At 43.1% G+C, this 13,839-nt stretch carries 13 protein-coding genes and 1 pseudogene; 12 read left to right on the top strand and 2 right to left on the bottom strand.

Annotation, left to right across the window (positions count from 1 at the left end; translation table 11 throughout):
• Positions 1-43 precede the first annotated feature (43 nt).
• On the top strand, positions 44-754 hold the full coding sequence (locus tag AC1RM2_RS10755; protein ID WP_492985096.1) for an SIP domain-containing protein: 711 nt from the start codon (positions 44-46) through the stop codon (positions 752-754).
• Here the strand turns inward: AC1RM2_RS10755 and pdxR are convergent.
• On the bottom strand, positions 729-2,228 hold the full coding sequence (gene pdxR, locus AC1RM2_RS10750) for a MocR-like pyridoxine biosynthesis transcription factor PdxR (RefSeq protein WP_492985095.1): 1,500 nt from the start codon (positions 2,226-2,228) through the stop codon (positions 729-731). The genes AC1RM2_RS10755 and pdxR overlap by 26 nt on opposite strands.
• Between pdxR and AC1RM2_RS10745 the strand changes: the two genes are divergently transcribed.
• Together AC1RM2_RS10745 and AC1RM2_RS10740 are read left to right on the top strand one after the other, a co-directional pair.
• Positions 2,215-2,757, top strand: coding sequence for a DoxX family membrane protein (locus AC1RM2_RS10745; protein WP_492985094.1), 543 nt, complete (start codon positions 2,215-2,217; stop codon positions 2,755-2,757). The two genes, pdxR and AC1RM2_RS10745, sit on opposite strands and share 14 nt — an antisense overlap.
• 7 nt (positions 2,758-2,764) lie before the next feature.
• On the top strand, positions 2,765-3,760 hold the full coding sequence (locus AC1RM2_RS10740) for an EamA family transporter (protein ID WP_492985093.1): 996 nt from the start codon (positions 2,765-2,767) through the stop codon (positions 3,758-3,760).
• A 138-nt stretch (positions 3,761-3,898) separates the two neighbouring features.
• Here AC1RM2_RS10740 and pgi read toward each other — a convergent pair whose 3' ends face one another.
• Positions 3,899-5,545: a glucose-6-phosphate isomerase gene (gene pgi / locus AC1RM2_RS10735; RefSeq protein ID WP_492985092.1), complete on the bottom strand. Its 1,647-nt coding sequence runs from the start codon at positions 5,543-5,545 to the stop codon at positions 3,899-3,901.
• A 252-nt stretch (positions 5,546-5,797) separates the two neighbouring features.
• Between pgi and AC1RM2_RS10730 the strand changes: the two genes are divergently transcribed.
• From AC1RM2_RS10730 to AC1RM2_RS10690, 9 genes and pseudogenes are all read left to right on the top strand, one after another.
• Positions 5,798-6,235, top strand: coding sequence for a hypothetical protein (locus AC1RM2_RS10730; RefSeq protein WP_477354026.1), 438 nt, complete (start codon positions 5,798-5,800; stop codon positions 6,233-6,235).
• A 98-nt stretch (positions 6,236-6,333) separates the two neighbouring features.
• Positions 6,334-7,426, top strand: a protein-coding gene (gene prfB / locus AC1RM2_RS10725) for a peptide chain release factor 2 (protein ID WP_143065359.1) whose coding sequence is annotated in 2 segments (ribosomal slippage) — positions 6,334-6,393 and positions 6,395-7,426 — 1,092 coding nt in all. Because the reading frame shifts where the segments join, the coding sequence is not laid out codon by codon here.
• Between the two features lie 397 nt (positions 7,427-7,823).
• Positions 7,824-7,943, top strand: a pseudogene (gene prfB, locus AC1RM2_RS10720) (peptide chain release factor 2); the annotation flags it as partial.
• A gap of 182 nt (positions 7,944-8,125) precedes the next feature.
• On the top strand, positions 8,126-9,139 hold the full coding sequence (locus AC1RM2_RS10715; RefSeq protein WP_492985091.1) for a sensor histidine kinase: 1,014 nt from the start codon (positions 8,126-8,128) through the stop codon (positions 9,137-9,139).
• Complete coding sequence (locus AC1RM2_RS10710) at positions 9,129-9,806, top strand: LytR/AlgR family response regulator transcription factor (protein WP_492985090.1); 678 nt, start codon at positions 9,129-9,131, stop codon at positions 9,804-9,806. Before AC1RM2_RS10715 ends, AC1RM2_RS10710 begins: the two co-directional genes overlap by 11 nt.
• A gap of 125 nt (positions 9,807-9,931) precedes the next feature.
• A complete protein-coding gene (locus AC1RM2_RS10705) occupies positions 9,932-11,620 on the top strand; it encodes a sensor histidine kinase (protein ID WP_492985089.1) in 1,689 nt (562 codons plus the stop codon).
• A gap of 11 nt (positions 11,621-11,631) precedes the next feature.
• The gene (locus AC1RM2_RS10700) at positions 11,632-12,387 is read left to right on the top strand and encodes a LytR/AlgR family response regulator transcription factor (protein ID WP_492985088.1); all 756 of its coding nucleotides are present in this window, start codon (positions 11,632-11,634) and stop codon (positions 12,385-12,387) included.
• A gap of 34 nt (positions 12,388-12,421) precedes the next feature.
• A complete protein-coding gene (locus AC1RM2_RS10695) occupies positions 12,422-13,333 on the top strand; it encodes an alpha/beta hydrolase (protein ID WP_492985087.1) in 912 nt (303 codons plus the stop codon).
• Positions 13,297-13,776 carry a hypothetical protein gene (locus AC1RM2_RS10690; RefSeq protein ID WP_492985086.1) on the top strand — a complete coding sequence of 160 codons (480 nt, stop codon included), beginning with the start codon at positions 13,297-13,299 and terminating at the stop codon, positions 13,774-13,776. Before AC1RM2_RS10695 ends, AC1RM2_RS10690 begins: the two co-directional genes overlap by 37 nt.
• The last annotated feature ends 63 nt before the right edge of the window (positions 13,777-13,839 follow it).

Raw genomic sequence — 13,839 nt, 5'->3', positions numbered from 1 at the left:
CGCATAGATAAGCCTTTTCTTTGTGATAACAATTCTACATCACATGGAAACATTCACTCTACAAAAATTAAAACAAAAAACCGGTAAGCTATTTGAAGGTCGCCTGCAAACGGGCAATGTTTTAGAAGTGAGGTATTGGGAGCCCTGCACTTTAATTGAGGTTGACCTGCACCTGCCGCAAATAGATATGACCGGCTGGACTGAAATTCCCTATATTAAATTTAAGGTAGATAACCTCACTTTCAGAGATTACACCCCATCGGGCTGGGATGCCGAAACCCAAACCTGCTCCATTTATATTGATGCCGCTCATAACGGCCCAGGCAGCAATTGGGCACGATTGTTAAAAAAGGGCGATAAAGTTAATTATCTTAAAACGGGTACTACTAATCAAAGCCCCGTGGCTACATCGGCAATAGTTGCCCTTGGCGACGAAAGCAGCATGGGGCATTTACTGGCCCTGCAAAAAATGGTGCTGCCCCATACCCGGTTTTCGGGCGGGATAGTAATTGGTAACGAGCATCACCGTAAATTATTCCAGGAATACTTTTGGACGCCGCTTGAGCCGATACCCCGCCGCGATGTTTACGGCCATCACAGCCTTATTGAATGGGTGCTCGATCAGCGTTATAGTTTAGAGAACACCGTATTTTATTTAGCCGGCAATAATACCATGGTAGCCCAATTACGTAAACTACTCAAAGGGCAGGGGTATCCTTCGGGGCAAATTAAGGTTCAGGGCTTTTGGGACTGATTTTTTTAAAAACGCTGGCCAATATTTTTACGGCCGCTTCCAGTTCCTTAGGGTTGAGGGATGCAAAACCTATCCTGACGTAGGGATGCTTGACGGCGTTACGGTAAAAATAATCGCGGCCGTTATTGATGGTAAGGCCCATAGCCGATGCTTTTTCGGCCACATCGGCAGGGTTAATGCCATCGGCATATTTAAGCCAAACGGCAAAACCGCCATCGGGAATTTTAAAGCTTAACCAACTGCCAAGGTGCTCTTTCAGCAGGGCGCAAAGTATATCGCGCCTTTCATGGTACAATTTATTGGCCTTTTTAAGGTGACGGCCTATGTCGCCATTTTTAAGCAGGTTGGCTATGGCTTCTTCCAGCAGGTGCTCGCCCTGGCGGTCAATCATTTTACGCAGCCTGGTGGCCTGCACAATCAGGTTGGCCGGTGCAACCATAAACCCAATGCGTATGCCGGGGGCTATAGTTTTACAAAACGAACCTACATATATCACACTGCCATAATAATCGGCACTTGCCAGGGGCAGTATGGGGCTGCTGGCATAATGAAAGTCATAATCGTAATCGTCCTCAATAATGGCAAAGCGGTATTTGTGGGCCAGTTCAAGCAGGCGCATCCGGCGGTCGGCGCTCAGCGTTACCGTAGTAGGGCGGTGGTGATGGGGGATAACGTATACCAGCTTTACTTTCTTCTGTTGGCATATCTCCTCTACTGCGTTTAAATCAATACCATGCTCATCAACCGGTACCAGTTTTAATTTGGCCCCGGTTTGTTCAAAAACCTCGTTGGCGCCCGGATATCCGGGGTCGGCGGCAATTACAACATCATTTTTGGTTAACAGGATCTGGGCTGCCAGGTAAATGGCCATTTGTGCGCCCTTGGTAATCAGTATATCATCGGCGCTAACCTGCAGGCCACGGGTTTCACCCAGGAAACGGGCCAGCTCGGTACGCAGGTTTGCCGAACCCTGCTCTGGGCCGTAGGTTAAATACTTTTGCGTGAAATGGTAATTGGCAAACCTGCGGTACTCGCGCACCAGTAATTCAACCGGGGCTACGCGGGTATCGGGGAAGCCATCGTCAAATGTTAACAGCTGAGGCTTATCGTCATTAAACAAGCCGGGGTAGGGCACTTTTTCGATAACATCATAATAGGTTTTACCGGGATATATATTTTGTTTTAATACATTGTTGATTGGCCGGGGCGATACATCGGGCAGGTTTTTGGCTACAAAAAATCCTTTACGCGCGTAAACATCTACCCAGCTTTGGGCATATAATTCATCATAGGCAGCCACAACTGTTTTTCTGTGAACTTTTAACGCGGCGGCAAGCAGCCTGCTGCTGGGCAGGGGCGATGCCGGTTTTAATGTACCCTGCCTGATGTGCCCGATAATACTATTGGTTATCTGCAGATAAACTGCTACCTGCGCATCCTTATCAATACTGATTAATCCTATGCTGAATTTCATACTGGACTATCTTGTTTGTGTTTTCTGGACTATAAAGATAGGCCAACTGCTGCGTAATTTTATACCAGTTAATAAAAAAGATATGCAACTCATTAAAAATTATGCCCTTCCATCCGTCGCTTTGCGTGCTGCTTTGGCTACCAGCTACCTGTGGGAGGTGGCAGATCGCCTTGGTTTTTTTGGCGCCCACGGACAGCCCCATGTAGGCTGGGGCGATTGGCAGCACTTTATGGACTATGCCCGGCAGGTAATGAACTTTTTGCCTTCCGGAATTATCCCAACACTGGCTGTGATAGCAACCATTGGCGAGGCCGGTATAGGTTTGTTATTACTCGCGGGTTTGTTTACCCGTACCGCTGCATCACTTAGCTGCCTGCTTAGCCTGGCGTTTGCTTTGGCCATGGCTATATCCGGCGGTATCGAGTCGCCGGTAGGTTATTCGGTTTTTACCGTGAGCGCGGCAAGCCTGCTGCTGGCCACACTGCCCGATTATAAATGGAGCATTGATTCAATCATCAACAAAAACTAAAACTATCATGACAACAGTTAACCAACAAAAAGCGCCTGCACTATTGGTAATCATAGCATTCGCTACGGTTTATATCGTTTGGGGCTCTACATACTTTTTTATCGGGATGGCGGTACACGGTTTCCCGGCTATGCTGATGGGGGCGCTCAGGTATACTACCGCAGGCCTGCTCATGCTGGGCTGGTGCGCTTACAGGGGCGATAAAATATGGGTAAAGCGGGACATCATCAATTCGGCTGTTAGCGGTATGCTGATGTTGTTTGTAGCTACCGGCATGGTAATTTGGGTTGAGCAAACTTTGCCCAGCGCCATGGTAGCCATCACTGTATCGGCCAGCCCCATTTGGTTTGTGGTATTAGACAGGCCAAACTGGCGTGTTAACTTCAAAAGCCAGTCGACCATTATCGGGCTAATTGTGGGCTTTGCCGGTGTTATGCTGCTATTTGGCGAACAGGTAGCCAAAGCCCTTGCCGATAAACACCATACAACCACTTTTTTGGGCATGGCTTTATTGGTTTTAGGGCCAATAGTTTGGTCGGCTGGCTCATTGTATTCAAAGCATAACGTAAACAGCGGCCCGGCAAGGTTAAACACAGCCTGGCAAATGGTTATTGCCGGTTTGGCTTTTATCCCCGCAGGCATGCTGCACCATGAGTTTGACGGTTTTAGTTTGGCTCAGGTGCCTGCCTCGTCATGGATGGCCATTGCCTACCTTGTTATATTTGGATCCATTGGGGCATTTAGTGCTTACGTTTGGCTGTTACAGGTAAAGCCGGCTACACAGGTAAGCACACATTCGTACGTAAACCCGGTTATCGCGGTGCTTTTGGGTGTATTGTTTGCCGGCGAGCAGATATCCGTTTTGCAAGTTGTTGGTTTGGTTATTATCCTCATCAGCGTATTACTCATTAACCTGGTTAAATACCGTAAAGCTATGCCCCAAAAAAAGGTAGTGCCCATACCGGGCTTACCAACCGGGGAGTTGCTGGTGAAAGCCTGTTAGCAAAGCCCCCTACCCCCCTGAAGGGGGAACGAATATGCAGATTTTTAAACAACAAAGGCCGGTTTCGAAGAAACCGGCCTTTGTTGTTTATGCTAATCAAAAGCTCCCCCTTCAGGGGGTTGGGGGGCTGCTGCGTTCTTACCTCCAGGCCTTGTACAAATTAATCAACCCATTGGTTGACGAATCATGACTGCTTATTTCGCTGTCGTCCTTTAATTCCGGTAGAATTTTGCCGGCCAATTGCTTACCTAATTCAACACCCCATTGGTCAAAGCTATAAATGTTCCAGATTATGCCCTGAACAAATATCTTGTGCTCGTACATGGCAATTAATGAACCCAGGCTGTGCGGGGTTATTTTTTTAAGCAGGAACGAGTTAGTTGGGCGGTTGCCTTCAAACACTTTAAATGGCGCAATGGCTGCAATTTCTGCTTCGGTTTTACCGGCGGCTTTTAATTCTTCAATAACTACTTCTTCTGTTTTGCCATTCATCAATGCTTCTGTTTGGGCAAAAAAGTTTGATAGCAACATGTTATGGTGCTCGCCAAGCGGGTTGTGCGATTGCGCCGGAGCTATAAAATCACAGGGGATTAGTTTGGTACCCTGGTGAATTAATTGGTAAAAAGCGTGCTGGCCGTTGGTGCCTGGCTCGCCCCAGATGATCGGTCCGGTTGAGTACTCCACATGTTTGCCGTTACGGTCAACATGTTTACCGTTACTCTCCATATCGCCTTGTTGAAAATAGGCGGCAAAACGGTGCATGTATTGGTCGTACGGTAAAATGGCATTGGTTTCGGCTTCAAAGAAATTGTTATACCAGATGCCTAAAAGGGCAAGTGTAACCGGTATGTTTTCTTCAAACGGCGCTGTTTTAAAATGATTGTCGGCAGCATGTGCGCCATCAAGCAGTTCGGCAAAATTATCAAAGCCGATGCTGAGGGCAATTGAGAGGCCAATGGCACTCCATAACGAGTAGCGGCCACCAACCCAATCCCAAAACTCAAACATGTTTTTAGTATCGATACCAAATTTCTCTACAGCGGCGGCATTGGTTGATAAGGCAGCAAAGTGTTTGGCTACATCAGCCTCGGTGGCACCGGCAGCTAAAAACCAATCGCGGGCACTGTGGGCGTTGCCCATGGTTTCCTGGGTAGTAAAAGTTTTTGACGCTATCAGGAACAAAGTAGTTTCGGGGTCAACAACCTTCAGTGTTTCGGCTATGTGCGTGCCATCCACATTGCTTACAAAATGCAGGTTAAGGTGGTTTTTGTAGGCTTTTAATGCTTCGGTAACCATTACCGGGCCTAAATCGGAGCCTCCGATACCTATGTTTACTACATCGGTAATAGGTTTGCCGGTATAGCCTTTCCATGTGCCGGATATGATAGCTTCGCTAAATTCCTTCATATGATCAAGCACCTTATTTACATCGGGCATAACATCTTTGCCATCTACGTAAATTGGGGTATTGCTGCGGTTACGCAAAGCAATGTGCAGTACCGGGCGGCCTTCGGTAACGTTAATGGTTTCGCCCGCAAACATGGCTTCTATTGCCTTATTTACTGAACATTCTTTGGCCAGTTGTATCAATAAGGCTATAGTTTCATCGTCGATGCGGTTTTTGGAATAATCCAGCAAAATCTCTTCAAACTGGATAGAGAACTTATTAAATCGCTGATCGTCAGCATCAAATAATTCTTTCAGGCTTTTTGATACAATATCAATGTAATGGTCGGCTAAGTATTTATAGCTCTGGGTGGTGGTGAAATCGATATTTGGCAACATAGTTGATGTGTTTTTGACAAAAGTAACAAGTTAATTGTTAGGTGGATATAAATTATCAAACTTACTATTCTCTGTGTTATTTTAACACCACACACATAGTGTTTGTTTTACACCTAAAAATTGCGAAAATTTAAAAAATATTTGCAAATTGTTTTGATATTTAAAATTATTATTTGATATCTTTGTATTGTTGGTAATCAAATGAGTGATTTATCATCAATTTGTAAATTTCGGTATAAAATTGTTGCTACTATGTTTGGAAAACTTTTTTTGCTTGTAAAAAATAACGCCGGGACGGCTGTTATTAACAACCCTTCAATTCCTGTAAAATACCATGAAAGTGTGCTGATTGAAGCATCGAGCGCTATCATCGAAGTATTAAAAGGACAAATGGAAAACGGTAAATTGAAAGATTTAGTGAAGTATTTTCGCTCGTCGGGTATTTACAATCAATCATTAGTATCCAGTATGGTTAGCAGGTTTGCCAATAGGCTCAATACTTTCTATCATATCGACCCTGAACAGGCCATGATCGCGTCAAAAGCATTGATCCCGGCTGTGATGACCGAGTTGGTAAAAGCGTCAAAAAGCGAGCAAGTTAAAGAATTTGGCCTTAAAAATATGCTTACCAAGCTAAATGGTAACCGTGCCGACTTAAGTTTGCTGGTTGACCGCGCTATGGTTGCTTAAAATATTCATCTACCTTGTAAACGGGTCTGCAGATTGATAATACAATTTGCAGGCCTTTTTTTATTTATGCCGATAATCTAATTGCATATATTTGCCACATGACTAAAGAACAGATTCAGGATTTAAGGGATAGAGCAGCTTCCCTGAGGAGGCATCTTTGACATCGACAAGAAATTAGAGCTACTAAAAGCTGAGCAGGAAATAACCATTGGCCCGCATTTTTGGGATCACCCGAAAGAGGCCGAAAAGGTACTGGCATCCATCAAAGTAAAAAAAGTTTGGACAGACGAGTTTCAAAAAGTATTGGCGGTAATTGAAGATACCGGTGTGCTGTTTGAATTTTACCAGGGCGGTGATGCTACCGAGGCCGAAATGCTGGAGCAGTATAACATGGCTATAAAGGCTGTGGAAGAGCTTGAATTTAAAAACATGCTCTCGGCCGAGGAAGATCAGTTTAACGCCGTACTGCAAATAACAGCAGGCGCAGGCGGTACCGAAAGCTGCGACTGGGCCGGCATGCTGATGCGTATGTACATTATGTGGGGCGAAAAGAACGGCTACAAAGTTACCGAGCAGGATTACCAGCCCGGCGATGTGGCCGGAGTAAAAACCGTAACCCTGCAATTAGAGGGCGATTTTGCCTACGGATACCTTAAAGGCGAAAACGGCGTACACCGTTTGGTCCGCGTATCGCCATTTGATGCCAATGCCAAGCGCCATACGTCGTTTGCTTCGGTTTATGTTTATCCGCTGGTTGACGATACCATTGAGATTGATATTAACCCGGCCGATATCGAGTTTGAAACCTTCCGATCGGGCGGTGCCGGTGGACAGAACGTGAACAAGGTAGAAACCGCGGTGCGTTTATACCACAAACCATCGGGCATTATTATCAAAAACCAGGAGTCGCGCTCACAGTTGCAAAATAAGGATAATGCTATCCGCTTGTTGAAATCGCAGCTATATGAAATTGAAATGCGTAAGCGCATGGAAATAAGTAATGCTATTGAGGGCAACAAAAAGAAAATAGAGTGGGGGTCGCAAATCCGCAACTATGTTTTGCATCCTTACAAGCTGGTTAAAGATTTGCGAACCGATCATGAAACCTCGAATGCCGCCGCCGTACTTGATGGTGAACTTAACGAGTTTTTGAAGGCCTACCTGATGGAGTTTGGCGGGCCGAAGAGTTAAAAAAATGCAAATTACAGGCAGGCAGAAAAGAGATTTATTGCTGATAGGGTATCACTTGATTTCCGCAGTAGCGGTTGTCTACTTTATAAAGTCGGGCAATTTTAAAAGCGGCCCCTGTACGCTAAACTTAGATATCTTTGGTTTTTTTCTGGCGATATTGATTTCGATTGTATTAACGCTTACAGGAGCCATAATGACGATCAAAAGCAGGCAAAACAAATATTTTTTGCTCGTCAATTTGATGGCAATGCTGATATGGCTTTCCATTTTATTTTGGAATAGTTAATCATCCAATATTTAAAACAACAATAGCCACGGAATTACTCCAATCGCTATTAAAAGTTGAAACTGAAGAAGGGTAGCTCCTAAGGAGCAAAAAGAGTTGAACTATTTGTCTTATCTACTGGTTAAAGATTTGCGTACCGACCATGAAACCTCGAATGCCGCCGTACTTGATGGCGAGCTTAACGAGTTTTTAAAGGCCTACCTGATGGAGTTTGGCGGGCCGAAGAGTTAATATTTGATATTTTTAAATTATACCAGGGTGGTGTTATTGGGTTTTTGCCGGTAACACCATTTTTATTTAATGCGCATATTTAACCCGTTTTGCAGATAGAAACCAACAACTGGCAGAGTTTATTGATAAACCACCATGCTAAAAATGATTTTTGAACCATGTTTAATTTAAATAACAACAACATGAAAAAAACAGCTTGGGCAATTTTACTAAATATTGCCTATTGGTTTCCAAAGCTCCTGCAAGCCTATTTCGTCTTAAATTTAAATCCAGGTTATCCCGTCAGCAATTATTTAATTGTACCTGTTAGTTACGGTGTTCAGATTATCACCTTTTACCTGTTTTATTTTCTGTTTTTCCCGGTTTATTTGTCCAATCGTAAACTGTTTGTTTTTGCCGTCGGTGGTTTGGCAACAGCGGCATTAATAACGGCTGCGGAGTATTTTACCCTGCGCGCTTTAGCGCCTGCTTCCCTCAATAATGGGCATCAGGGTTTTGTAATTGGCGATATGATTATAAGTGTAATTTATCCGGCCGTTGCAGCCTGTTTAATCAGGGGATTTATAAATTGGTATGCCGACATCAGGTATAAAAAAGAGCTCGAGAAAAAGAATCTTGAAACCGAGCTTGCCTTGCTGAAAGCCCAGATTAATCCGCACTTTTTGTTTAACACGCTTAATAATATTGATGTGCTGATTGAAAAAGATGCGCAACAGGCGTCCATCTACCTAAAAAAACTCTCGGATATTTTGAGGTTTACACTTTATGAAAGTCCGTTGGAGCAAATTGAGCTAAAGCAGGAGGTAGATTATATTGAGCAATATATCGAGCTGCAAAAAATTCGCACCGCCAACCCCGATTTTGTGAAGCTTACAGTAAATGGCAACCTGGATAACCGGCAAATTGCCCCCATGCTTTTTATCCCTTATATCGAAAACGCGTTTAAGCACTCCACAAATAAAAAAATAAGCAACGCTATTGAAATTGGCATCGGCGTATTGGGCAATACCATTACTTTTACCTGTAGTAACGCCTATGATCAATCAACCGAGCTAAAGCAGTCACATAGTGGCCTTGGGCTCGAATTGATAAAAAATCGCCTTAACCTGCTTTATAAAGATGCCTACGTGCTTCATATTACGCAGACAGATGAGCGTTTTAACGTAACATTAGCTATTAACCTGCATGGTAATTAATTGTATAATAATTGAGGATGAGCCCCTGGCTATGGACCGCATAAGAGGTTTTGTGCTTAAAGTGCCGTTTTTGAACTTACTGCAAAGCTTTGATAATGGCGTAGAAGCCATAGCTTTTATGCAAACTCAAAAAGTAGACCTGCTTTTTTTAGATATACAAATGGATGGCTTTACGGGTATACAACTGTTGGAATGTTTGATAAAAAAGCCCGAAGTTATAATTACCACAGCCTTTGATAAATATGCCCTGCGCGGATTCGATCTTAATGTGTGTGACTACCTTTTAAAACCCTTCACCTTTGAACGTTTTATGCAGGGCGTAAATAAGGTTTATGATAAACTATCAGGCAGGGAGGAGGGTAAAACATTCATTTTTATAAAAACAGAATACCGGCTCGAAAAAATTAAGTTAGATGACCTGCTTTTTATTGAAGGCATGCGCGATTATCGCCGCCTGCACTTAAACGAAAAAAATATAATGACGCTGCAAACCTTTAGCGAACTGGAGCACGAATTACCCGCCAGGCAATTTTGCAGGGTACACAAATCATTCATTGTGGCACTTGATAAAATTGAAAGCATTGAGCGCGACCGCATCCGTATTAAAAATGAATTGATACCCGTGTCTGATAGTTATAAAGAGAATTTTTATAAACAAATCAGGTAAGCATATTAGCAGTATGCTGCCAAATTCTAAGCACAGCCTGCCACATACTCATTGCGCGTTGTTAAGCCGCGCAGGTAAATACATTTTTGTGATGTAAATAATAATTGTAAACTTAAACACACATCATGAAAAAGAGAATTTTGGTATTGTTAACCGGGCTAATCCTTAGTTTCATCTCCCCGTTACGTTCATCTGCACAGCCAAAGCAGGATTTGTCTTTTGGTAATCATTTTACCTTCGAGTACGCGGGTGCGTATTATGGCGTTAAAGATACCGATTTGGCGCAGGTGAGGGCCTTTAAAATGATAAGTACAAAACACCCCATTTGGCTGGGCGTAAAGCTTAATCCCAACCTTGTTGATTTTTTTGCATCAAGTGTAAAATCAATGTCTAAAGAGTATCCAAGTTATATCATTTCAGATACTTCGGCGGCAATTTTAATAGCATACGGCATTACAAAAGCTAATGTTAATGATTATCGCTATCATGTAGTGGAAAATGATAGTGTTGAATTAGTTCCATGGTCAAAAATACCAATGCTCCAGCAAAAATATGGGGCAAAAGAGCCCTATGGTTTTTTGGGGAGGTTTAAAGCTCCTGGTAAGCAACTATTGGTAGAGGTGCTTAATACCCAAAATTACGACATACGACATGGAGTGGTGTTTGACTGGAAACCTAACTTTAAACCCTTTGTAATACAGATAGAAATTAACCGGACAAAAGATTATTTTAACCTGGATAATATAAAGCTTAATCATGGGTATGCCACAAAGTTTAAAGAGCACACCGGCGTGCCGTTAGATTTTAGCTTTCCGGCCGACAGTGTTGTTAGTATACGCCTATACTATAAACACCATGAAACTATTCCCTATGTGGTGTACCTGGTTAAAAATGTGAATGGAAAAAAAGACACCACTCAAATGGGATATTACAACAGGGAAAACTATTATGATATAGATGGTAAGTTTTACAACAAACCCGGCAAATATGAAATAATTATTCAGCGTGCAAATGAACTTGGCAAGTGGCCGGAAGACCAGGTGTTGCGAATACCATTTGAGGTGAAGCCTCCACCGGTATTGGATAAAAAAGTCGCCATAAAACAAGCCTTACCATATATCATAGCAACACTCACGGGTGTTGTTTTGTTGTTTGGGGGCTATTACAGGCGCAACCAGGTAAAGTTGTTACGTGCGGCGCAGGAGAAGCAAACGGCCGGCTTAAAACTGCAATCTATCCGGGCCCAGCTTAACCCGCACTTTATGTTTAATGCTTTAACATCCATCCAAAACCTGGTAAATAAAAATGATATCGCCGGTGCAAATCATTACTTAGCTAAATTTGCAGGCTTAACGCGGCAGGTGCTGGATACCGGTAACGAGGAATTATTAAGCCTGGAGCAGGAAATAAGCATATTAGATGATTACCTGCAAATGGAACAGTTGCGCTTTGGCTTTAAGTATGAGATAATAACAGATCTGGATTTGAACAAAGCCAATGTCGAAATTCCGGCCATGTTGCTGCAGCCCTTCGTAGAAAACGCGGTTAAGCACGGCGTAGCCATTTTAAAGGATCAAGGCCGGATAGAAGTATCGGTGAGCAGGCAAGGGCAGGACATTGTTTTTGCCATAAAAGACAACGGCAAGTGGACAGCGATTGACAATCCTGTTGAAATAAGTGGATACGGCCTGAAATTAAGCCGGGAACGTGTAGTTTTATTAAACCAGTTATATAAAGATCAGCCGGTGAGTTTGCATATTGAGAAGCAAGGGCCGGGAACTGTAGTAAGTATCCGTTTATCAAACTGGATATAAAATTTATGCCTATGAGTATCAAAAGTATTATTGTTGATGATGAACCCAACAATATTGAAAATTTACAGCAGATCATTAAAACCTGGTGCCCCCAAATTGATGTTGTGGCAACTGCTTCGAATGCCGGCGACGCGATAGCCGCCATTAACGCCAACCAACCCGACTTGCTGTTTCTTGATATCCAGATGCCGGGGCAATCGGGCTTTGATGTGTTGAGGGCTTTTGATAAAATAGATTTTGAAGTGATATTCATCACTGCCTATGATAAGTATGGTATTCAGGCCATTAAATTTTCGGCGCTGGATTACCTGCTGAAACCGATAGACATTGCCGAATTTAAACTGGCCATTGAAAAGGCAACGCGAAAAATTAACAGCAGGCAGCAAAATTATAGCATCCAAAACCTGTTGGCGTACATTAAGGCTGGCCAAAAAGAAACACCCAAAATAACCCTGCCCACACTAACCGAGATCAGGTATGTGAAAATTACCGACATCACCAGATGCGAGGCATCAAACAACTATACCACTTTTCACCTGCACAGCGGTGAGCAGGTATTGGTGTGTAAAACGCTGAAGGAGTTTGCCGATATTTTAAAACCTCATCATTTTGTACGTACCCATCAATCGCATTTAGTGAACGTTCAATTTGTAAAAAGTTATCTAAAAGAAGATGGAGGAACCTTGTTGCTGAACGATCAAACCAAAATACCCATCTCCCGGCAAAATCGCGAATTGGTAAAAGATATCTTGGGTAAAAGTTTATAATAAAAAACCTATAATTGCATATACCCAATAAATTATGAAACCCATTTTATCAGCCTTTATTTTCACCATGGCAACAACCATAGCCTATAGCCAGGAAAAACCGATGCCTTTGTATCCTAAGGGTGTACCAAATTCAAAACCTACCCCGGCAACATACTTAGAGAAAACCAATGGCGACTGGATTACCGGTGTAAGTGTCCCAACGCTAACCGCATATCTGCCCGAAAAGGGTAATGCTAATGGCGCGGCTATTGTGGTTTGCCCGGGCGGAGCTTACGCTGGTTTGGCTAATGCTCACGAGGGTATGGCCATATGCAAGGAATTTAATAAGATAGGTGTAACCGCCTTTTTACTGAAATATCGCTTGCCAAGTGATGAAATAATGGTTGATAGGTCGATTGGCCCCCTGCAGGATGCGCAGATGGCCATATATACCGTTCGTAAAAATGCAAAGGAATGGGGCGTTAACCCTGCAAAAATAGGTATCATCGGCTTTTCGGCGGGCGGGCACCTGGCATCAACCGAGGGGACACATTTTGATAAGCCGGTTATTGATGATAAAGACGACATCAGCCTGCGCCCTGATTTTATGATGCTGATTTATCCCGTAATCAGCTTTGGCGAGCAGGCGCACGTGGGCTCGCGCGAAAACCTGATTGGCAAAACACCATCGCAGGCACAGTTGGACCTATACTCAAACGAAAAACAAATTACTGCCAATACGCCGCCTACATTTTTGGTACATGCCGGGGATGATGGTGCAGTACCCGTACAAAACAGCCTGATGTTTTACGATGCCTTATTGAAAAATAAAGTAAAGGCCGAAATGCATATTTTTCAGGAAGGCGGCCATGGTTTTGGCATGAATAATTCCAAAAACAAAGGCAAATGGTTTGACTGGGCAGCCAATTGGCTGGAGGAGAATGGTTTTTTGAGCGGGAAGTAATTATAAGCCGAATGAAGAGCCTTTTATTAACAATACTGCTGAGTGCCTTGGTTTTACCTGTGCTGGCGCAAAAAATCGCTTACAAAAATGTTGCGAATGAAGGCCTTGTGGAAGTTTTGAATAACATAGAGAATTATCATACAATTGAAGCAAATAGCTTTGCTGCTAATGTTTTTGTTGTGGCCAGGCCCCATGAAAGTACCGGAAACCCCGAAACAGATGAAACTATGGAAGCCATTTACATCGCCACTTCCGAGTTTGATTTGGCACCGGAACAACATTTATTCAAGCTTACATCAGTTTATAATGCTAAAATTATCAGTTGGTCTAAGTCAAAAAAAAATCCGCAGTTTGTATTTACGTATGGACCTGTGAATAAGCTCAGCAAGGTGACAGTTTCGATATCGTTAAAAGGTTTGAAGATAGACGAAAAAGCAATGTGAAAGGTATAAAGTAGTGCAGCATTTTGATGTGTTTTAATTTATAAATCTTAGTTTTCAAAACTT

The sequence above is a fragment of the Mucilaginibacter sp. GW822-FHT03E02 genome, assembly GCF_058801545.1.
Note: the sequence above shows the minus strand (reverse complement) of the source record. Positions and strands in the feature narration are given on the sequence as shown.

Excerpts from the sequence above, each read along its gene's own strand:
- AC1RM2_RS10755 (WP_492985096.1), top strand. The coding sequence starts at position 44 with ATGGAAACATTCACTCTACAAAAATTAAAACAAAAAACCGGTAAGCTA.
- AC1RM2_RS10715 (WP_492985091.1), top strand. The coding sequence starts at position 8,126 with ATGAAAAAAACAGCTTGGGCAATTTTACTAAATATTGCCTATTGGTTT.
- AC1RM2_RS10745 (WP_492985094.1), top strand. The coding sequence starts at position 2,215 with ATGCTGAATTTCATACTGGACTATCTTGTTTGTGTTTTCTGGACTATA.
- pgi (WP_492985092.1), bottom strand. The coding sequence starts at position 5,545 with ATGTTGCCAAATATCGATTTCACCACCACCCAGAGCTATAAATACTTA.
- pdxR (WP_492985095.1), bottom strand. The coding sequence starts at position 2,228 with ATGAAATTCAGCATAGGATTAATCAGTATTGATAAGGATGCGCAGGTA.
- AC1RM2_RS10740 (WP_492985093.1), top strand. The coding sequence starts at position 2,765 with ATGACAACAGTTAACCAACAAAAAGCGCCTGCACTATTGGTAATCATA.
- AC1RM2_RS10710 (WP_492985090.1), top strand. The coding sequence starts at position 9,129 with ATGGTAATTAATTGTATAATAATTGAGGATGAGCCCCTGGCTATGGAC.
- AC1RM2_RS10730 (WP_477354026.1), top strand. The coding sequence starts at position 5,798 with ATGTTTGGAAAACTTTTTTTGCTTGTAAAAAATAACGCCGGGACGGCT.
- AC1RM2_RS10695 (WP_492985087.1), top strand. The coding sequence starts at position 12,422 with ATGAAACCCATTTTATCAGCCTTTATTTTCACCATGGCAACAACCATA.
- AC1RM2_RS10700 (WP_492985088.1), top strand. The coding sequence starts at position 11,632 with ATGAGTATCAAAAGTATTATTGTTGATGATGAACCCAACAATATTGAA.
- AC1RM2_RS10705 (WP_492985089.1), top strand. The coding sequence starts at position 9,932 with ATGAAAAAGAGAATTTTGGTATTGTTAACCGGGCTAATCCTTAGTTTC.